Here is an 18701-nt window from a genome sequence, read left to right as displayed (position 1 = left end):
ACCCCTTCGGCAACCACGCTATCAAACTTCAATCAGAAGGCGGCGCGGGTCTTCTACGTTCTGCTTCACCCGCACAAGGAAGCTAACGGCTTCCTTGCCATCTACAATGCGGTGATCATAAGAAAGGGCAATATACATCATCGGGCGGATCACCACCTGCCCGTTCACTGCCACCGGGCGTTCCTGAATGGAGTGCATGCCCAGAATACCAGACTGCGGTGCATTCAGGATGGGGGTGGACAGCAGAGAACCGTAAATACCGCCATTGGTGATGGAGAAGGTGCCGCCAGAAAGCTGATCCAGCTTAAGCGTGCCTTCACGCGCTGCCTTGCCAAAACCTGCAATGGTTTTTTCAATTTCGGCATAGCCCATTTTGTCGGCATCACGGATAACCGGCACCACCAGCCCATTTGGCCCACCCACGGCAATGCCGAGGTTTACGAAATCACGGTAGATGACGTCATCACCGTCGATTTCTGCGTTAATGGCCGGGAATTCTTTCAGGGCTGCCACAACAGCGCGGGAGAAGATGGACATATAGCCCAACTTGACACCGTGCTTTTTAACAAACGAGTCCTGATATTCGGCACGCAGCGCCATAGCGCCGGACATGTCGATTTCATTAAACGTTGTCAGCATGGCCGCCGTGTTTTGTGCTTCCTTCAGGCGGCGGGCAATGGTGCGGCGCAGGCGTGTCATTTTCACGCGTTCTTCACGCGGGTCATCATTACGCGGCGGCTTGGGGGCAGCGGTTGGTGTTGCAGCCTGTGGGTTAGCCAAAAAGCCCAACACATCGCCCTTGGTAATACGGCCACCAAGGCCGGTGCCTGCAAGCTGCTGTGCGCTCAGGCCGTTTTCAGCCATCATCTTGCGGGCTGCTGGCAGAGCGGCACCGGCATCTACTGCTGGCGCAGGTGCGGCGGCCTTAGGAGCTGGCGCTGCAGCTTTTGCCGGAGCAGCCGCAGCTACGGGTTCTGCTTTCTTTTCCGGGGCAGCGGCTTTGGCTGCTGGTGCCGCACCGGCCTTACCGGGTTCCAGAGTTGTTAGCAGTGCGCCCACTTCTACTTCCTGATCTTCCTTGGCAGCCTGCGGGCCCAGAATACCAGCCTGCGGCGCAGAAACTTCTACGCTCACCTTATCTGTTTCCAGCTCAACAATCGGTTCATCTGCCTGCACCGCTTCGCCCGGCTGCTTCAGCCACTTGGCCACGGTTGCTGTGGTTACGCTTTCACCCAGTGTCGGCACCTTGATCTCGACAGACATCCTGTTCCCCATCTTTTCTTCAAATCCCCGGCGCCATTTTAATTTTTGGCAATGGCACCGGGGGTGCGCCCGTATTTGCGGGCCGTTTTCTTCAATTCAGCCTAATCCGGTTCAGCCAGACTTTTTCAGCCCCAATGCGCGTTCAACCAAGTCTGCCTGCTCTGCCGCATGAATACGGGCAAGGCCGGTGGCCGGGCTGGCTGCTGCTGCACGGCCCACATATTGCGGGCGGCCTGCCTTATGGCCTGCGGCAACAAGGGCTGCTTCAATCCGCCTGTCTGCAAAATGCCATGCACCACCGTTTTCCGTTTCTTCCTGACACCAGACAATGTCCGCTTCAGGATAGCGCTTAAGTTCGGCGGCTAGGGCTGCTTCCGGGAAGGGGTAGAGTTGTTCCAGACGCAGGATGGCAATATCCTTAATGCCTTTTTCCCGGCGTTCGGCCAGCAGATCGTAATAGACCTTGCCAGAGCAGATCACCACGCGGCGCACCTTGTTATCGGCACCCAGATCATCAATTTCGCCAATAACGGGTTTAAAGCGTGTGCCCGGCCCAAAATCTGCCAGTGCGGAAACAGCAAGTTTGTGCCGCAGCAGAGATTTCGGTTCCATCAGGATCATCGGCTTGCGGTAATCCAATTTAAGCTGGCGGCGCAAAGCATGGAAGTAGTTTGCTGGCGTGGTGATGTTGCAAACAAACATGTTATTTTCAGCGCAAAGCTGAAGATACCGTTCCAGACGGGCAGAAGAATGTTCCGGCCCCTGCCCTTCGTAACCATGCGGCAGCAGCATGACCAAACCGGACATACGCAACCACTTGGTTTCCCCCGAAGCAATAAACTGATCGATAATTACCTGAGCACAGTTGGCAAAATCACCAAACTGGGCTTCCCACAGCACCAGCGTTTGCGGGTTGCGCACGGAATATCCGTATTCAAACCCAAGCACGCCGTATTCTGAAAGAAGCGAGTTCCAGATTTCGATTTGCGCCTGCTTGTCCTGAATGTGGTTTAGCGGCGTAAATGGTGTCTGGTTGACCTGATCCGTCCACACGGCATGACGCTGGCTAAACGTGCCACGCTGGCAATCCTCACCAGAAAGACGCACACGGTGGCCATCCAGCAGCAGAGAGCCAAAGCCCAGAGCTTCACCAGTTGCCCAGTCAAACCCTTCACCCGTGCTGAACATATTTGCCTTGGCCTTAAGCTGGCGGGCAATTTTGGAATTCAGGTTGAAGCCTTCTGGCACTTTTGTAATGGCTTCGCCAATCTTGCGCAGCGCATCCAGTGCAACACCTGTTTCAGGGAAGGCGCGTTCCGGATCATGCCCGGCAGCCACAAGACCTTTCCAGCCACCTTCCAGCCAGTCTGCCTTGTTGACCTTATAAGACTGAGCAGCCTTGTAATCTTCATCCAGCTTGGCGTGGAAGGCATCCCACTGGGCCTTCACTTCGTCATCCGTCACAACGCCTGCTTTTACAAGGTGTTTTGCATAAAGCGTGTGTGGCGTATCGTGCGCGGCAATGGCTTTGTACATCACCGGCTGCGTAAAGACGGGCTCATCCGTTTCGTTATGCCCGTGGCGACGATAGCAGATGATATCCAGCACAATGTCGCTTGCAAAAGCCTGACGATAATCCGCAGCAAGGCGGGAGACGTAAATGACCGCCTCGGCATCATCACCGTTTACATGCAGCACGGGGGCTTCAATGGATTTTGCAACATCGGTGCCGTAAACGCCCGAATGCCCACATTCCGGATTGGTGGTAAAGCCAATCTGGTTGTTCACCACCATATGGATGGTGCCGCCGGTGCGGTAGCCCGGCAGTTGGGACATAGCAAAGGTTTCGTAAACAATGCCCTGTCCGGCAAATGCCGCATCACCGTGGATGATAACGCCAAGGCTGGACAGGCGTTTTTCCGTATCGCCCGCATCATCCTGAATGGCGCGCACCTTACCGCACACAACCGGATCAACCGCTTCCAGATGGGAAGGGTTGGGCTGGAGGGAGATATGCACCGCCTTGCCTGCTACATCCACATCTGTGGAGGAGCCAAGGTGGTATTTAACGTCACCCGAACCTTCAACATTGTCTGGTTTGAAGGAACCACCAGCAAATTCGTTAAAGATAGCCACGTAAGGCTTGCGCACTACGTTCACCAGCGTGTTCAAACGCCCACGATGTGCCATGCCGATAGCAACAGAAGTGACCCCCTGGCTGGCGCAGGAATCAATAATGGCATGCAGGGATGGAATAGAGATTTCTCCCCCTTCCAAACCAAAACGCTTCGCACCCACGTAGCGTTTCTGGCAGAAGGCTTCAAACCCTTCGGCTTCGGTCAGGTTGGCTAGGATAACCTTCTGCTCTTCCACCGTTACGCGGGCGCGCCAGTTATCACCTTCCAACCGTTTGCGCAGCCATTCGCGCTGTTCGTGGTTACGGGCATACATGTATTCTGCGCCAATGCTTTCGCAATACACAGAACGCAGCGCCGCAATAACCTCGGAAACCTTGGCCGTGTTCTTGCCCTTGAGCAACGGATCAAGCAGTGATCCAATAAACACTTCGCGGTTTAGGTCTTTTTCACCAAAACCGTATGATGCGGGGTCCAGTTCCTCGGTTTTATGCGGCACCTTCAGGCCCAGCGGATCAAGCGAGGCTTCCTTATGTCCGTATTCACGATACGCACGGATCAGCCGGGCAATGGCCAGACTATCCTGCGCGGCCAACCCACCAGCCGGGCCACCTTTTCCTTTTGGAGCGGGTGCGGGTTCATCCCCCGTGATAATGGAAGGGCGTGGCGCCCAAGAGGCTCCAACGGCATCCTTCAGCACTGCGGCTTCATCATCGCCCAGCGAGCTGAACAGAATATCGAAGGACGGATCTACACTTTTAGAATCCTTCGCCCACTGGGCATACAGATCCGCAAGGTAAGCGATATTGGCACCGTTAAGAGCGGTTGCCAGTACGTCCGAAACCGCCATCTCACATTCCTCCTTGCCGCGGGGCACATGCGCACCGTTGGCCAGATATTGCGTTGTTCTCCACCGTAAACCGGACCATTTTTTCTTCACTCCGCCCCATAGCGCGGAGCGTCCCCTGTGTCCTTTTTGCCGGAAAGCCATCCCGCTTCCGGCTTGTTCTGCATCAAAGAGCTAGACCGCGTATGTGGCGGGAACAAGGGCGTGGGATGTCACGCTCTAGAGAGGCTATGAGCCTGTTGCGCAGCCTGCGCCCCATGCTCCAGCCAGCTTTCACTTCCCATCTCAGCGAGACGTGATGCCGTACGGGCAAACGCATCTGCACCATCCCCATCTGTAAACAACTGGTCGGGCTGGGCATCAGCCGAGGCAAACAGCAGATTTCCGTTGTCATACAAGGCATCTATGAGCGTGATGAAGCGCCGGGCAAGGTTGGCATCATCCTGCCCCATGCACGGAATGTTATCGACAATCACCACCGGAAAACGCTTGGCCAGCGCCAGATAATCATTCGGCCCACGCGGTTTGCCACACAAAGAGTTGAAATCAAACCGGCACACCGGGCCTGCCGCCATATCCACCTCAAACACGCGCCCACTAAATTTTAGGTCCACCGGGCCGGGCTTTTCATCTGCTGCATAGCGGGCAAAAATTCTGTCCAGCCTGCTTTTGGCTTGAGAATCCGCAGGCACAAGCCATGTTTCACGGTCTTGCTCGCGCCCACGGCGATAATCACGCTGCGAATCCAGCTCAATCGTATCCAGTTCGCGCTGGATAATGGCAATAAACGGCTTAAACGCATCTGCGCCGGGGCGGTTCTGGAACAACTGCGAAGGATCTGTGTTGGAGGTGGCAACAATAACCACCCCATTAGCAAACAAGGCCTCAAACAGCCGCCCCAAAATCATGGCGTCGGCAATGTCATTCACCTGAAACTCATCAAAGCACAGAAGCTGCGCCTTGCTGGCGATGGTTTTGGCCAAAGGCGGAATGGGATCTGCCATATTGGGGTTGGCGGCTTTAAGATCATGCAGATCACGGTGCACATCCTGCATGAAGCGCAAAAAGTGGATGCGTTCCTTTTTTTGCACGGGTGCGCAGGCGTAAAACAGATCCATCACCATGGTTTTGCCGCGCCCCACACGGCCCACAATATACAGCCCACGCGGGCGCGCCGGACGGGTGGCAAACGTATCTGCCTGCGGGCGCAGCCTGCGGGCCAACCCAGCCAAAAGCCCCTTGGCTCTGCCTTCTATCCCTTCCACAGGAGGCGGCGCAGCCGTGGCGGGCATGGAAGCAAGCTCCTGCCACAAGGTGTTCAGCCGCGTTACAACGCGCAGCTGGTCTGGATCACTCTTCAGTTCCCCTGCCGCAATACGCTGCTGGTAAACTGCCAATGGCCCCAGCCGTATTGCGGCCGATGCCCCGTTCATGTCTGTCTGTGTCATAATCCTGCCCGATAACGGCTCCACCGCACTTTCCGCAAGCGTACAAGCCTCTCCTAACCGTGTCGTGACAAAAAGCGCCACATCTGATGCAGTTGTGATCGGTTTAGACCACATAATTCAGAGAGGCGATCATGACAGACTGGAATGCTTACCGTGCAAACATGGCACAGAATGTCAAAACGCTGGCGTCCCTAACACCCAATACTCTTAAAGGGCTGCAAACGCTGGAAACACCCCTACCAGAAAAAAAGCATCTGGATGATAAAACGCGTGAACTGATTGCACTGGCCGTAGCTGTTACCACCCGGTGCGATGGCTGTATTGCCGTGCACTCCGCCGCCGCCAAAAAAGCTGGTGCAACCAAGGAAGAAATAGCCGAAGCCCTTGGCGTGGCCGTGGCGCTAAATGCAGGGGCCGCCCTTGTTTATTCCAGCCGCGTGATGGAAGCGTTTGAAGATACGCCAGAATAAGCCCCTTTTGCTTATTCTGAAGGTGCTAGTGGCAGAACAGGCATACCGTGGCCGCCGGGCTTTAACACCCAAGGGCGTTGCCCACGCCATGCACGGTCTGTTCTGACCACATTGCCGCTTTTATGCAAAAATATTGCTTCTGCCCCGTTTTCCCACGCTGAAAACCGATCCAGCCTTATAGGCGCATTCAGGCAGGAAGCACGTAAGGGTGCCACGCTGATAACCACATCCGCACCCGTACATATATCGATAGGCAGAAGTAAACGCCCATCCGAGGCATCCTGCCTGCGCACTACAACATCCTGCCCATGCAGCAACGCCACGCAGGTATCTGGCGTGTTTTCTGCCCCGCATGTAAGGGCGCCATCGGGCGTTTCTCCCTCCGGCGGAAATATGCCTACGGGTTGAGCAAAATATTGGCCCCATGCCTGCATAACAGGCCGCGCTGCACGGGATTGGCCCATGACATATATTTTGTCAGACTCTCGTACCCCTACCAACCCACCATCCGGGCTGATAATTACATCTGGCTGCACTAAAAGCCACGGGCTTACCATACCCAGCACCAAACCAGCGCACCCAGCCCAACGCCAGCGCTGCCGCCACAGACATATCCAGCACAGGCCCAACATAACGGCCAGAAGCCCCCACCCCGGCATGTGCGGCACAACCACACGCGCAGCAGGCCAATGCGCCACCATATGCGCCAGCCATATAATGGGGCGGATACCCACACCCATCAGCCATAAAAACAGGACATCCATGTGTAGGGGCATAAACGCGAGGGCAATTAAGCCAAGCGGCATAATCCACACAGCCATCAGCGGCACAGCCACCATATTGGCCACCACAAAAAATGGCTGAATAACGCCAAAATGCGCCATAGCCACGGGCAAGGTGGCACATCCTACCAGCACGCTGGTCAATGCCAAAACAACGCTATGCCACGCCAGCCAGTGCCCAAGCCCCGTTGTGCTGGCCCGCCAGCACGTAAGCTTTGGCTGCAACACCTCATACCCTGCTACCAGCGCCATCACTGCCGCCATAGACATCTGAAACGCAACACCCATCACCACCTGCGGCATCCATAGCACCAGCACACAGGCCGCCACCGCCAAGCCGCGCATGGAAACAACACGCCGCCCCGCCGCAACGCCCAGCACGGCAACTGCGGCCATTAACAGGCTGCGCTGAGCAGGCAGATGCGCCCCTGTCAGCAGCACATAAACCAGCCCCACACCCCATGCGCAAAAGGCGGCCAATGCCTTACAGGGCCAGCGCAAGGCTGTGTATTCCGTAGTCGCCAAAAGCAGACGGCTAGCGGCCATAACAAGGCCCATCACAATACCCAGATGCAGCCCTGCAACAGCCAGAAGATGCGCCAAGCCAGAGGCTGCAAAATCTTCCCGCAACTGTTTTTCTACAGTTTCGGAAGCCCCCACCAGCACGGTGGCAGCCACGCTACCTTCTGGGCCGGGTAGAATGGTATGGATGCGGGCATTTATGCGTTCGCGCAGGTTTTCAAACCACAATTGCAGCTTATGGCCTTGTGCCAGCACAACAAGCTGCACAAACCCCAAAGCCCGGCCACTTCCCGCCTGATTGGCAAACCATGCCTCAAACTGTCTATCCCGCGCGCCGGGCAGCACTGGAAATGGAGGGGGCTGCAAAAGAACCTTAACCCGAAGGTGATCTCCTACCCGCAGCGCAGCCGGATCATTGGGTTGGAGATACACAGAAAGCACGCGCCGCAGCGGCGGCATGCCATCATCCAACGCATTGTAAAAAACGGCCTGCGCCAGATCTACTCTGCGCTGGAACGGGGCATCCATGCCATCTTCTGGCGGCAACAGAGCAATAGCCTGCACTGTGCCCGCTATTTCTGTAGCAAATCGGGGTAAATCGGGCATAGGCGTATGCCTGTGCGTACCACCCCACGCCGCAGCAAACCCAATAGCCACAGTTATGCACCCGCCCCAGAGCAGACGCCCCCAAAGCGAATAACGCCTGCGCCATGCCGCAATACTGGCCAGCACAGCCACACCACACGGCAGCACAAACCCCACCGACAGGTTGGGTTCTGTGTGCAACAGGCCAAAATACAGCACCGCACCCAGCGCCAAGCCCACCGGTGCCCACAACACCAGCCGCCTTTGTTCCTGAACAAGCAAAGAATGCAGGTGTAACATCAAGCGTGGCATATGGCTCCTTGCGCTTGCGCATGGTATGGAACCACCCCATGACCACCATCCGTACACGCTTCGCTCCGAGTCCTACAGGCCTGCTGCATATTGGCAACGCCCGCGCAGCCCTGTTCAATTTCCTCTTTGCCCGTCATCACGGCGGCGAGTTCCTCCTGCGTATTGAGGATACCGACCGTGAGCGTTCCACCCAACAGGCTGTAGACGTTATTTTTGACGGTCTGGCCTGGATGGGGATTGAACCGGATGAAGAACCCGTCTTCCAATCCTCGCGTGAGGCGCGGCACCGGGAAGTTGCCCTTGAGCTGCTGGAAAAGGGCCTCGCCTATAAATGCTATTGCACGCCGGAAGAGCTGCACCAGATGCGTGAGGATGCCAAGGCCAAAGGCCTGCCCCCACGCTATAACGGCATGTGGCGGGATCGGGACCCCTCCGAGGCTCCGGCTGGCGCACCTTTTGCCGTGCGTATTAAAGCCCCGCGTGAAGGGGAAGCCACCATTCATGACCTTGTGCAGGGTGAAGTGCGCGTTGCCAATGCCGAACTGGATGACATGATCATCCTGCGATCCGATGGCACCCCCACCTATCAGCACGCCGTTGTGGTGGATGACCACGATATGGCCATTACCCACGTTATCCGTGGTGATGACCACTTAACCAACACCTTCCGCCAAGCCATGATCTACCGCGCCATGGGGTGGGATCTGCCACGCTTTGGGCATTTGCCGCTTATTCATGGCCCGGATGGCGCCAAACTTTCTAAACGCCACGGCGCACAGTCTGTGGTGGAATTCCGTGAAATGGGCTACCTGCCCGAAGCCCTGTGCAACTACCTGTTGCGTCTGGGCTGGGGGCATGGGGATGCAGAAATCCTCTCTCGAGAAGAGCAGATTAAGCTGTTTGATATTGATGGCGTGGGCCGCTCTCCTTCCCGCATGGATTATGCCAAGCTGCTGCACATCAACGCCGTATGGCTGCGGCAGGCGGATGATGAACGCCTGACCAACGATGTGATGGAACGCTTTAAAAAGATGGACGGCGTAAGTGTGGATGAAACCACCCGCGCCCGCGTGGCTGCCCTGATGCCGGGGTTGAAGGAACGCGCACGCACGCTGGTTGAACTGGCAGAAAGTGCGGCTTTCCTTGGCCGTCAGGTACCGCTGGCATTCAATGACAAAGCACAAAAGCTGCTCACGCCAGAAGCCCGCACCATGCTGGGTGAACTGGCGCGTGATTTGGCAGCCGTGCCAGATTTTACGCCAGAAGCCATTGATACCACCCTGCGCAACTTTGCTGAAAAGCATGAACTCAAGCTGGGTAAAGTAGCGCAGCCTGTGCGTGCCGCCGTTACAGGCTCCAACACATCCCCCGGCATTGATGCCACCCTGCAAGCACTGGGCAAGGATGAAACCCTCGCCCGTTTGGGAGCCGTTCTGCATGGCTAGCTTTCCCGGCCGCCACACCCGGCATCTGCTCGGGCTGGAAGGCATGACGCCCGACCAGATTGAGCCTTTGCTGGATCTGGCCGAAAGCTATGCCCTGCTCAACCGCTCCCGCAAGGTGCCGCGTGATGTGCTGCGGGGGCGCACCCTTATCAACCTGTTTTTTGAGGACAGCACGCGCACCCGCACATCTTTTGAGCTGGCGGGCAAGCGTTTGGGGGCGGACGTTATCAATATGTCCGTTGCCCAATCCTCTGTGAACAAGGGTGAAACCCTGCTGGACACCGCCGCCACGCTTAACGCCATGCGGACAGACCTGCTGGTGGTGCGCCATGCTCAATCCGGCGCACCGGCCCTGCTGGCGCAAAAGGTGGAAGCCAGCGTGGTAAACGCGGGTGACGGCATGCACGAGCACCCCACACAGGCCCTGCTGGATGCGCTCACAATTCGCCGCCACTTGGGCACACTAGGCGGGCTAAAGGTAGCCATTTGTGGGGATGTAGCCCATTCCCGCGTGGCGCGCTCCAACATCTTCTTGCTTACAGGCATGGGCAGCACGGTGCGGCTTGTTGGGCCACCCACACTGGTACCCGGCGCCATGAAGCAACGCGGGGTGGATATCTTCCACAACATGGAAGAAGGCCTGCAAGATGTGGATGTGGTGATGATGCTGCGCTTGCAGCGTGAACGCATGTCCTCTGGCCTTATCCCCAGCGCGCGTGAGTATTTCCGCTTTTTCGGGCTGGATCAGCGCCGGTTGCAGTTGGCCCGCAAGAATGCGCTGGTAATGCACCCCGGCCCCATGAACCGCGGCGTGGAAATAGACAGTCTTGTCGCTGATTCTGACCAGAGCGTGATTCAGGAACAGGTTGAAATGGGCGTTGCCGTGCGCATGGCCGTTCTGGACCGCCTTACCCGCAGCAGGCCCGCCGCATGAATACCCTTTTATTTGAAAACGTCCGCCTGATAGACCCCGCTTCCGGGTTGGATCAACCCGGTCGCCTGCTGGTGCGTGATGGCGTTATTGTTGGCACAGATAAAGCCGGAGCCGAAGGCGCACCGGAAGAAGCCACCGTTATTGATGGCAAAAACGCTGTGCTGTGCCCCGGCCTTGTAGATATGCGCGTAGAAATTGGTGAACCGGGGTATGAATACCGTGAAACCGTTTCCTCCGCCGCGCGGGCCGCTTCTGCCGGGGGTATTACCACCCTTGCCGTGCTGCCCACCTGCAAACCAGCCATAGATAACCCGGCCCTTGTGCGTATGCTGCGCACCCGTGGGGAAGAAACCGGAGCCATCACCATTCTGCCCTACGGTGCCCTTACCAAAGGGTGCGAAGGCAAGGAACTGGCCGAAATTGGCCTGCTGCACGAAGCCGGAGCCGTGGCCTTTACAGATGGCGCACGTGCGCTAGACCCCGCGCGGTTAATGCGGCTGGCCCTTTCCTACGCCAGTGGCTTTGGGGCCATGATTGTACAGCACCCTGAAGAACCTTCGCTGGCAGGCTCTGGCTGCGCCACTGCTGGGGCTTTGGCCACACGGCTGGGGTTACCCGGTATTCCCGCAGCGGCAGAAGCCATTATGATTGCACGGGATATGCGGCTGGCTGAACTTACGGGCGGGCGGCTGCATTTTGCCCATGTTTCCACCGGTGAAGGTGTGGCCCTTATCCGCCAAGCCAAGGAACGCGGGTTGAATGTAACCTGTGATACCGCGCCCCCGTATTTTGACCTGAACGAAAACACGATTGGTGATTTCCGCACCTACGCCAAGTTCTCTCCCCCATTGCGGAGCGAGGAAGACCGGCTGGCCATTTGCGCCGCGCTGGCAGATGGCACGATAGACGCCATTGGTTCAGACCACCTCCCGCGTGATGCAGATGACAAGCGCCTGCCCTTTGCGCAGGCCGCAACCGGCGGCACAGGTTTGGTAACGCTTCTGGGTGTTACGCTGGCACGGGTGCATGATGGCACGCTCACACTGCCTCAGGCTCTTTCTTTGCTAACCCATCGCCCGGCACAGTTGCTGGGTGCAGAATGCGGCACGCTGGCCGTTGGCGCTGCGGCTGATCTGTGCTTGTTCGACCCCGAACAAAGCTGGCTGGTGGAAGCAGGCAAACTGCCGGGCCGGGCGCAAAACACACCCTTTGATGGTCGCCCGCTGGAAGGCCGTGTGCTTGGCACATGGAAAGCAGGCCGCCGGGTTTATGAGGCAGGGCAGGCATAATGGACTCCCTGCCCCCTTATGCCTTAAAGCTTATCGCGGCCATGGCGTTCATGGGCTACACGCTGGGCAGCGTGCCCTTTGGGCTGCTCCTTACCAATCTGGCTGGTGCGGGAGATTTGCGCAAAATTGGTTCCGGCAATATCGGGGCCACCAATGTCTTGCGCACGGGCCGGAAGGATCTGGCAGCCGCAACGCTGCTGCTGGATGCTGCCAAAGGTTTTTTGGCAGTCGCCATTGCCTGGATTATGACGCCGCCTGATTTTTCAGACAACACCGTAACCGTGGCTGCACTGGCCGCTGTGGTGGGCCATTGCTACCCGATTTTTCTGGGGTTCAAAGGCGGCAAAGGCGTTGCAACCGGGCTGGGCGCCATGCTGGCCCTTTCTCCGCTTACCGGGCTGGCTGGCTGCGCCACATGGCTGGGTGTTGCCAAGCTGACACGCATTTCCTCTGCTGGTGCCTTAGCGGCCTTCATCATCATGCCGCTGGTGGTGCTCGCACTTTATGGTTTTTCCTTTCATGCTTCCCCCAAGCCATTGGCTGCTGTGCTGATCAGCGTGTTGGTGATTGCGCGGCATCATGAAAACATTGTCCGCATTTTTAGCGGGAAAGAGCCGCGGATTGGTGAGAAAAAGCCGTGATCTGCAACTTGGCTGTCTGATTTTTCGCATATGACATCTCTACCCGCCTGCCTACGTCTGGCCCGTACTGAACAGGTTGGCCCACGCACATGGCGGAAACTGGTAGATAAATACGGCTCTGCCGCAGCAGCGCTGGAAGCCCTGCCTTATCTGCCAGTGCGGGGGCGTAACCAGCCGGTTATGCCGCCTATGGATGTGGTGATGCGGGAGATAGACGCCACCTTGCAAATGGGTGGCTGTTTTCTCACACTTTTTGATACAGATTACCCTGCTTTTTTACGCCAGATTCCGGATGCGCCGCCTGTGCTAAGTGTTCTGGGCGATGTTGCATGCCTTAGCCGTGCAGGAGTCAGCATTGTGGGGGCACGCAATGCCTCTGCACAGGGTATGCGGCTGGCAGAAAGCCTTGCAACAGAACTGGTAGAAGCCGAGCTAAGCGTTATTTCCGGCTTGGCGCGCGGCATTGATAAAGCCGCCCATAAAGGGGCGCTCCATCGGCTGGGCTGCACCGTAGCCGCCATTGCCGGTGGGCTGGATTGCCCCTACCCACCAGAAAATGCCAGCCTTCAGGCAGAAATTGCCCAAAAAGGCGCAGTGGTAACCGAAGCCCCACTAGGCACGGCCCCTTTGGCGCGCCACTTCCCGCGCCGTAACCGGCTTATTGCAGGCTTGGGCCTTGGCTGCGTGGTGGTGGAAGCAGCACCCCATTCTGGCACACTCATTACCGCCCGCATGGTAGTAGATTATGGGCGAGAGTTATTTGCCGTTCCCGGATCACCGCTAGACCCGCGTTGCAGGGGCAGTAACAATCTTTTGCGTAATGGCGCTGTTTTAACAGAAAGCGTGGCAGATATTTTGCCGCATTTGCCGCCTGTTGTTCCTCAACCTACTGGCTCTACGCACCCCCTTTCCAGCGTTACCGCACCACGCCAGAAAAAATCTGCATCTGCTGCGCAAACTGGCCTGCCTTTTGTTTCAGACCCTCCGGAACCTGCATTTTTTACTTCTCCCCAAAATGTGGATGAAAAAGAGCCAATTGCCTTAAAACCGCATTTTTCAGCGCCTTCCACCGCACAAGATGTGCGCGAAAACCTGCTTTCGCTCCTCTCCTTTACGCCCATAGCGGTTGACGATCTGATAAGGCGCTGCCAGTTCTCGGCTTCTGCCGTGCTTGTCGCGCTCACGGAACTTGAGCTTTCTGGCTGCGTCTCCACTTATTCTGGGGGCATGGTCGGTCTGGCGGATAATCAGGCAGAAACGGCAGGGTAAGTGCTGCTTGCAGGCAGGTCGGAGAGAGTATGACTGACGTTGTTGTGGTCGAATCGCCCGCAAAGGCAAAAACGATCAACAAATATCTGGGTGATGGCTACACGGTGCTGGCCTCCTTCGGGCATGTGCGCGATCTGCCACCCAAGGATGGCTCCGTGCTGCCGGATGAAGACTTCACCATGAAGTGGCAGTCTGATGAACGGGGCATGAAGCAGGTTGCCGCCATTGCCAAGGCGCTTAAAGGCGCCCACCGACTGTATCTGGCCACTGACCCTGACCGCGAGGGTGAAGCCATTTCGTGGCATGTGCGCGCTATGCTGGAAGAACGCAAAGCCCTGAAAGGGGTGGATGTTCAGCGCGTTACGTTTAACGAAATTACCAAATCCGCCATTCGGTACGCCATGGAGCACCCGCGGGATCTGGATTTCCCGCTGATTGAAGCCTATCTGGCCCGCCGGGCGCTGGATTATCTGGTGGGCTTTACGCTTTCCCCCGTGTTGTGGCGCAAACTGCCCGGCTCTCGCAGTGCGGGGCGTGTGCAATCTGTGGCGCTCCGCCTGATTTGTGAGCGCGAAGCCGAGATTGAGGTTTTTAAGCCGCGGGAATACTGGAGCGTTATTGCATCGCTGCTTACCCCTGCGGGTGCCGCCTTTACCGCACGGCTAACGCATCTAAACGGCAAAAAGCTGGATCAGTTTGATCTGCACAACGCCGAACTGGCCGAAGCTGCCAAAAAAGCGGTGGAAGCTGAAAACCTTGCCGTAAAATCTATTGAGCGCCGCAAGGTTCGCCGCAACCCGCAGCCACCGTTCACCACCTCTACGTTGCAGCAGGAAGCCTCCCGCAAGTTGGGCATGAGCGCGCAAACCACCATGCGCACCGCCCAGCAGCTTTATGAAGGCATGGATCTGGGCGGTGAAACTGTAGGTTTGATCACCTATATGCGAACCGATGGCGTGACGATGGCGCAGGAAGCCATTAATGCTATCCGTCAGCATATCGGCCAGAAAATTGGCACGGAATATGTGCCCGCCAAGCCGCGTATCTATACTTCCAAGGTGAAAAACGCGCAGGAAGCGCATGAGGCCGTGCGCCCCACAGATGTTTCCCGTACGCCCGACTCCGTTGCTCGGTTCCTGAACAACGATCAGCGCCGGTTGTACGAACTGGTATGGAAACGTGCAGTTGCCAGCCAGATGGAATCCGCATCTCTGGATCAGGTGGCGGTAGATATTGCTGGCCCCTCCGGCCAGACCGTACTGCGCGCCAATGGCTCCATCATCACGTTTGAGGGCTTTCTCAAGCTCTACCGTGAAGGGCGCGATGATACGGAAAAAGCAGCGGATGATGATGCCCGTATGCTGCCCAGCATGCAGGAAAAAGACCCGCTCAAGCGCGAAAAAGTGGATGCCGAGCAGCACTTCACCCAGCCGCCGCCGCGTTATTCCGAAGCATCGCTGGTCAAAAAGATGGAAGAGCTGGGTATTGGTCGCCCCTCTACCTATGCTTCCATCCTGACCGTATTGCAGGATCGCAGCTATGTGCGGCTTGAAAACCGCCGCTTTATTCCCGAAGCGCGCGGGCGTCTGGTTACGGCCTTCCTTGTCTCGTTCTTTGAGCGATATGTGGATACGGGCTTTACCGCCAGCCTTGAAGAACTGCTGGATGATATCTCCGGTGGCCGCGCACAGTGGAAGCAGGTTCTGGCAGCGTTCTGGAACGATTTTTCCAAAGCCGTATCCGGCACCAAGGAACTCACCATTACCGATGTGCTCAACGCACTCGATAAGGACTTGGGGCCATTCTTCTTCCCCGATCGGGCGGATGGATCAGACCCGCGGGTTTGCCCTTCCTGCGGCACAGGCCGCCTTGGGCTGAAGCTCGGTCGTTATGGCGCATTTATTGGTTGCTCCAACTATCCAGAATGCCAGTACACCCGCCGCTTAACGGCAGATAGCGCCGAAGAAGGTGATGATGCTGCCCTTAAGGACGGTATGCGCCTTTTGGGCCAGAACCCGGAAACAGGTGAGGATATTACCGTGCGCCAAGGCCCGTGGGGCCTGTATGTGCAGCAGGGTGAACCCAACCCGGAAGACAAAAAAGCCAAGCCCAAACGTGCTTCTCTGCCCAAAAACATCAATGGGGAAAGCATTACGCTGGATCAGGCCCTTGGCCTGCTTTCCCTGCCCCGCCTTGTTGGCGTTCACCCCGAAACGGGCGAGCCCATTCAGGCCGGGCTTGGGCGCTTTGGTCCATTTGTAAAAATGGGCGCGGTATATGGCTCTCTGGACAAGGACGATGACGTTCTAACCATCGGCCTGAACCGCGCTGTGGATGCACTGGCCAAAAAGCTGGCCTCCATCCGCAATCTGGGTGTGCACCCCAAGGATGGTGAACCGGTTATGGTGCGCAAGGGCCGCTTTGGCCCATATGTGCAGCATGGTCAGATAGTAGCCACCCTGCCGCGCGGCACAGATATGGATGCCGTAACGCTGGATGAGGCCGTGGCTCTGTTGGTAGACAAGGGCAAACCCCTAAAAGCCAAGGCTGGCGCCAAAAAGAAAGCCACCACCAAAACAACGGCCAAAAAGAAAACCGCAACCAAAAGCACAGCCAAGGCTGATGAAGACGGTGCGGAAAAAGCGGCGCCCAAGAAAAAAGCACCCGCTAAAAAGAAGGCCACCACCACAACGCGCAAGAAAAAAGCCGAGACCGAGTAATCTGTCGTGTTGGCAAGCCCGTATGTTTCTGCCCTGCCATCTGTGCAGGAGCTACGGGCTTTTCTTAAAAGCCGCGCCGGAGCCGCCACCGGGCTAACGGACATTCTGCGCACCTTCCAGCTTCCCGTGCGGCAAAAGGCCAGCATACGCGCTTTGCTGCACGATATGGCCGTTGCGGGGGATCTGCTTGATCTTGCTGCCGGCACGCTCAAGGCTTCCATCGGCCTGCCAGATGTTGCCCGTATGCGGGTTTCCTATATTCGGAATGATGGCAACGCGGCTGGCTTTTTGGCCGATGATGCACTCTCCCGCCCTGTTGTATTGCTGATAAAGCCGCCGGATACGCCGTATCTTTTCCCCGGCGATATTGTGCTGGTCCGCCTGCGCCCGGCAACGGGCACTCAAAAGCGCGAAGCGCGTGGCCTGCGGCTTCTGACCCGGCTTGATAACAACCTGCCCGTTACCCCCGCCAACACGCCAGAACCCTTGTTGCTGCCATGTGATGCGCGGTTAAACCTGCCGCTTACCCCAGAAGAAAGTACAAACTCCCTCCCTCTCGCACCGCAACAGATTGGGCTTGCGACACCGCATGCTCTGCCTCATGGCGCTTATGCGGGACGTGTGCACAGCGTTTTGGGCAAGGCGAATGATGCAGGCATGCCCTCACGCCTCAGCCTGCTTATCCATCATCCACCCACTACATTTTCAGAACAGGCCGAGGCCGAAGCCCGGCAGATCGCACACCAGAACACTGCCTTACAGAGCGCACCTGCGCCTTCTGGCCGCACAGATTTACGCCACCTGCCGCTTATCACCATTGATGATGCCTCAGCGCATGATTTTGATGATGCACTCTGGGCCGAACAAACGGCTGAGGGTTTTCATCTTATTGTGGCCATTGCCGATGTAGCGCATTGGGTAAAGCCCGGCTCCGTGCTGGATATGGAAGCGCAAGAACGTGGCAATTCCATTTATCTGCCAGACAGAGTGGTGCCCATGCTGCCACTGGCTCTTTCTGCGCAGGCTTGTTCCCTTTTGCCGGGGCAGGATCGGCTTTGCCTCTTTGCTGATATCCACATTACCCCGGATGGGCATGTAGTTTCTGCTCATATTGGCCGTGGGATCATGCAAAGTGCAGCGCGGCTGACATATGAGACCGTGCAGCAAGTCTTTGAGACACAAGCACATCAGCCCACTTTGCCGCCCGAACACCCTGCGGCCCTGTTAGCACCTGCGCTACTTCCCGCATTGCGCAATGCGGGGGCCGCCATTCGGCGCGCAGCCCTCCAACGCGGTGTTATGGAACGGGAAGAAACAGGTTGGAACGTGCAGTTTGATAGCAGCTGGCAACCCTGTGCCTTTGTGCCGCGTAACACTCAGGAAGCACATTATATGGTGGCGGCGTGCATGATTCTGGCTAATCAGATCGCAGCGGAAAAATTGCACGCGCGGGCGCTGCCAGCACTTTTCCGTACCCATGCGCAGCCCAGCCCCGATAGCCCGCGCCCTATGGCACGCTACAGCACCTGCGCAGCATCACATTATGGCCTGCGGCTCAAGCACTACACGCATTTTACCAGCCCCATCCGCCGCTATGCAGATCTGCTGGCACACCGCGCCTTAACCCATATAAACGACTCCTCTGCGCTGCCTCACGTCCCCCTGCCAGCACCAGATGTGGCTTTGGCATCACAACTAAACTTTACAGAACGCCGGGCAGCTACCATCATGCAGGATAGTCTGAACCGGCTGGCTGCTCTCTTTCTTGCTCCGCTTATTGGCCAGAGAATGTCCGCCCATGTCATGACAGCAACACGGCATGGCTTGCGGGTGAGATTGACGAAAACCGGAACTCCGTCTTTCCTTGCATGGTCAGCTTTTCCGGATCGCACAGGGATGAATGACGACTCGCAGCACACCCATGCCTTGGCACATCACCCCCACGTGCAAAGTGGGGCTGTACTTTCAGTTACCTTGGCGGGTACCTGCCCGGCACGAGGTACGCTGATGCTGACTGATGCCGTATATGAGCACTGAAA

At 57.2% G+C, this 18701-nt stretch carries 12 protein-coding genes; 8 read left to right on the top strand and 4 right to left on the bottom strand.

The features are described from left to right. Positions 1-21: 21 nt before the first annotated feature. From odhB to zapE, 3 genes are all read right to left on the bottom strand, one after another. A complete protein-coding gene (gene odhB / locus DS739_RS04025) occupies positions 22-1263 on the bottom strand; it encodes a 2-oxoglutarate dehydrogenase complex dihydrolipoyllysine-residue succinyltransferase (RefSeq protein ID WP_035354023.1) in 1242 nt (413 codons plus the stop codon). Positions 1264-1374: 111 nt separating this feature from the next. Continuing rightward, positions 1375-4248, bottom strand: a complete 2874-nt coding sequence (locus DS739_RS04020; protein ID WP_035354238.1) for a 2-oxoglutarate dehydrogenase E1 component — start codon at positions 4246-4248, stop codon at positions 1375-1377. Between the two features lie 209 nt (positions 4249-4457). Then, complete coding sequence (gene zapE, locus DS739_RS04015) at positions 4458-5807, bottom strand: cell division protein ZapE (protein ID WP_006116233.1); 1350 nt, start codon at positions 5805-5807, stop codon at positions 4458-4460. 17 nt (positions 5808-5824) lie between these two features. On the opposite strand from zapE, the gene DS739_RS04010 reads away from it, so the two are divergent. Then, positions 5825-6163: a carboxymuconolactone decarboxylase family protein gene (locus DS739_RS04010; RefSeq protein WP_006116234.1), complete on the top strand. Its 339-nt coding sequence runs from the start codon at positions 5825-5827 to the stop codon at positions 6161-6163. Between the two features lie 11 nt (positions 6164-6174). Here the strand turns inward: DS739_RS04010 and DS739_RS04005 are convergent, their stop codons facing one another. Further along, positions 6175-8364 (bottom strand): ComEC/Rec2 family competence protein, encoded by a 2190-nt coding sequence (locus DS739_RS04005; protein WP_035354026.1) that lies wholly within the window; start codon positions 8362-8364, stop codon positions 6175-6177. Positions 8365-8402: 38 nt separating this feature from the next. Between DS739_RS04005 and gltX the strand changes: the two genes are divergently transcribed. From gltX to DS739_RS03970, 7 genes are read left to right on the top strand one after another with little or no spacing between them, the layout of a single operon-like run. Continuing rightward, entirely contained in the window at positions 8403-9809 is a 1407-nt protein-coding gene (gene gltX, locus DS739_RS04000; RefSeq protein WP_035354241.1) for a glutamate--tRNA ligase, read from the top strand. Then, positions 9802-10743 carry an aspartate carbamoyltransferase catalytic subunit gene (locus tag DS739_RS03995; protein WP_035354029.1) on the top strand — a complete coding sequence of 314 codons (942 nt, stop codon included), beginning with the start codon at positions 9802-9804 and terminating at the stop codon, positions 10741-10743. The genes gltX and DS739_RS03995 overlap by 8 nt, the downstream gene beginning before the upstream one ends. Continuing rightward, positions 10740-12032, top strand: coding sequence for a dihydroorotase family protein (locus DS739_RS03990; RefSeq protein WP_006116238.1), 1293 nt, complete (start codon positions 10740-10742; stop codon positions 12030-12032). The genes DS739_RS03995 and DS739_RS03990 overlap by 4 nt, the downstream gene beginning before the upstream one ends. Next, a complete protein-coding gene (gene plsY / locus DS739_RS03985; RefSeq protein WP_006116239.1) occupies positions 12032-12673 on the top strand; it encodes a glycerol-3-phosphate 1-O-acyltransferase PlsY in 642 nt (213 codons plus the stop codon). The genes DS739_RS03990 and plsY overlap by 1 nt, the downstream gene beginning before the upstream one ends. 30 nt (positions 12674-12703) lie before the next feature. Further along, positions 12704-13942: a DNA-processing protein DprA gene (gene dprA / locus DS739_RS03980; RefSeq protein WP_006116240.1), complete on the top strand. Its 1239-nt coding sequence runs from the start codon at positions 12704-12706 to the stop codon at positions 13940-13942. A 29-nt stretch (positions 13943-13971) separates the two neighbouring features. Next, positions 13972-16662, top strand: coding sequence for a type I DNA topoisomerase (topA, locus tag DS739_RS03975; protein ID WP_006116241.1), 2691 nt, complete (start codon positions 13972-13974; stop codon positions 16660-16662). A gap of 6 nt (positions 16663-16668) precedes the next feature. After that, positions 16669-18699, top strand: coding sequence for a ribonuclease R family protein (locus DS739_RS03970; RefSeq protein WP_006116242.1), 2031 nt, complete (start codon positions 16669-16671; stop codon positions 18697-18699). The last annotated feature ends 2 nt before the right edge of the window (positions 18700-18701 follow it).

This window comes from Acetobacter sp. JWB (assembly GCF_003323795.1).
Classification (GTDB): Bacteria; Pseudomonadota; Alphaproteobacteria; order Acetobacterales; family Acetobacteraceae; genus Acetobacter; species Acetobacter oryzifermentans.
The sequence above is the reverse complement of the archived record's forward strand: the minus strand, read 5'-3'. Positions and strand labels throughout refer to the sequence as shown.

Bases quoted from the DNA above. Each gene is read 5' to 3' on its own strand.
- odhB (WP_035354023.1), bottom strand. From the start codon at position 1,263: ATGTCTGTCGAGATCAAGGTGCCGACACTGGGTGAAAGCGTAACCACA.
- DS739_RS04020 (WP_035354238.1), bottom strand. From the start codon at position 4,248: ATGGCGGTTTCGGACGTACTGGCAACCGCTCTTAACGGTGCCAATATC.
- zapE (WP_006116233.1), bottom strand. From the start codon at position 5,807: ATGTGGTCTAAACCGATCACAACTGCATCAGATGTGGCGCTTTTTGTC.
- DS739_RS04010 (WP_006116234.1), top strand. From the start codon at position 5,825: ATGACAGACTGGAATGCTTACCGTGCAAACATGGCACAGAATGTCAAA.
- DS739_RS04005 (WP_035354026.1), bottom strand. From the start codon at position 8,364: ATGCCACGCTTGATGTTACACCTGCATTCTTTGCTTGTTCAGGAACAA.
- gltX (WP_035354241.1), top strand. From the start codon at position 8,403: ATGACCACCATCCGTACACGCTTCGCTCCGAGTCCTACAGGCCTGCTG.
- DS739_RS03995 (WP_035354029.1), top strand. From the start codon at position 9,802: ATGGCTAGCTTTCCCGGCCGCCACACCCGGCATCTGCTCGGGCTGGAA.
- DS739_RS03990 (WP_006116238.1), top strand. From the start codon at position 10,740: ATGAATACCCTTTTATTTGAAAACGTCCGCCTGATAGACCCCGCTTCC.
- plsY (WP_006116239.1), top strand. From the start codon at position 12,032: ATGGACTCCCTGCCCCCTTATGCCTTAAAGCTTATCGCGGCCATGGCG.
- dprA (WP_006116240.1), top strand. From the start codon at position 12,704: ATGACATCTCTACCCGCCTGCCTACGTCTGGCCCGTACTGAACAGGTT.
- topA (WP_006116241.1), top strand. From the start codon at position 13,972: ATGACTGACGTTGTTGTGGTCGAATCGCCCGCAAAGGCAAAAACGATC.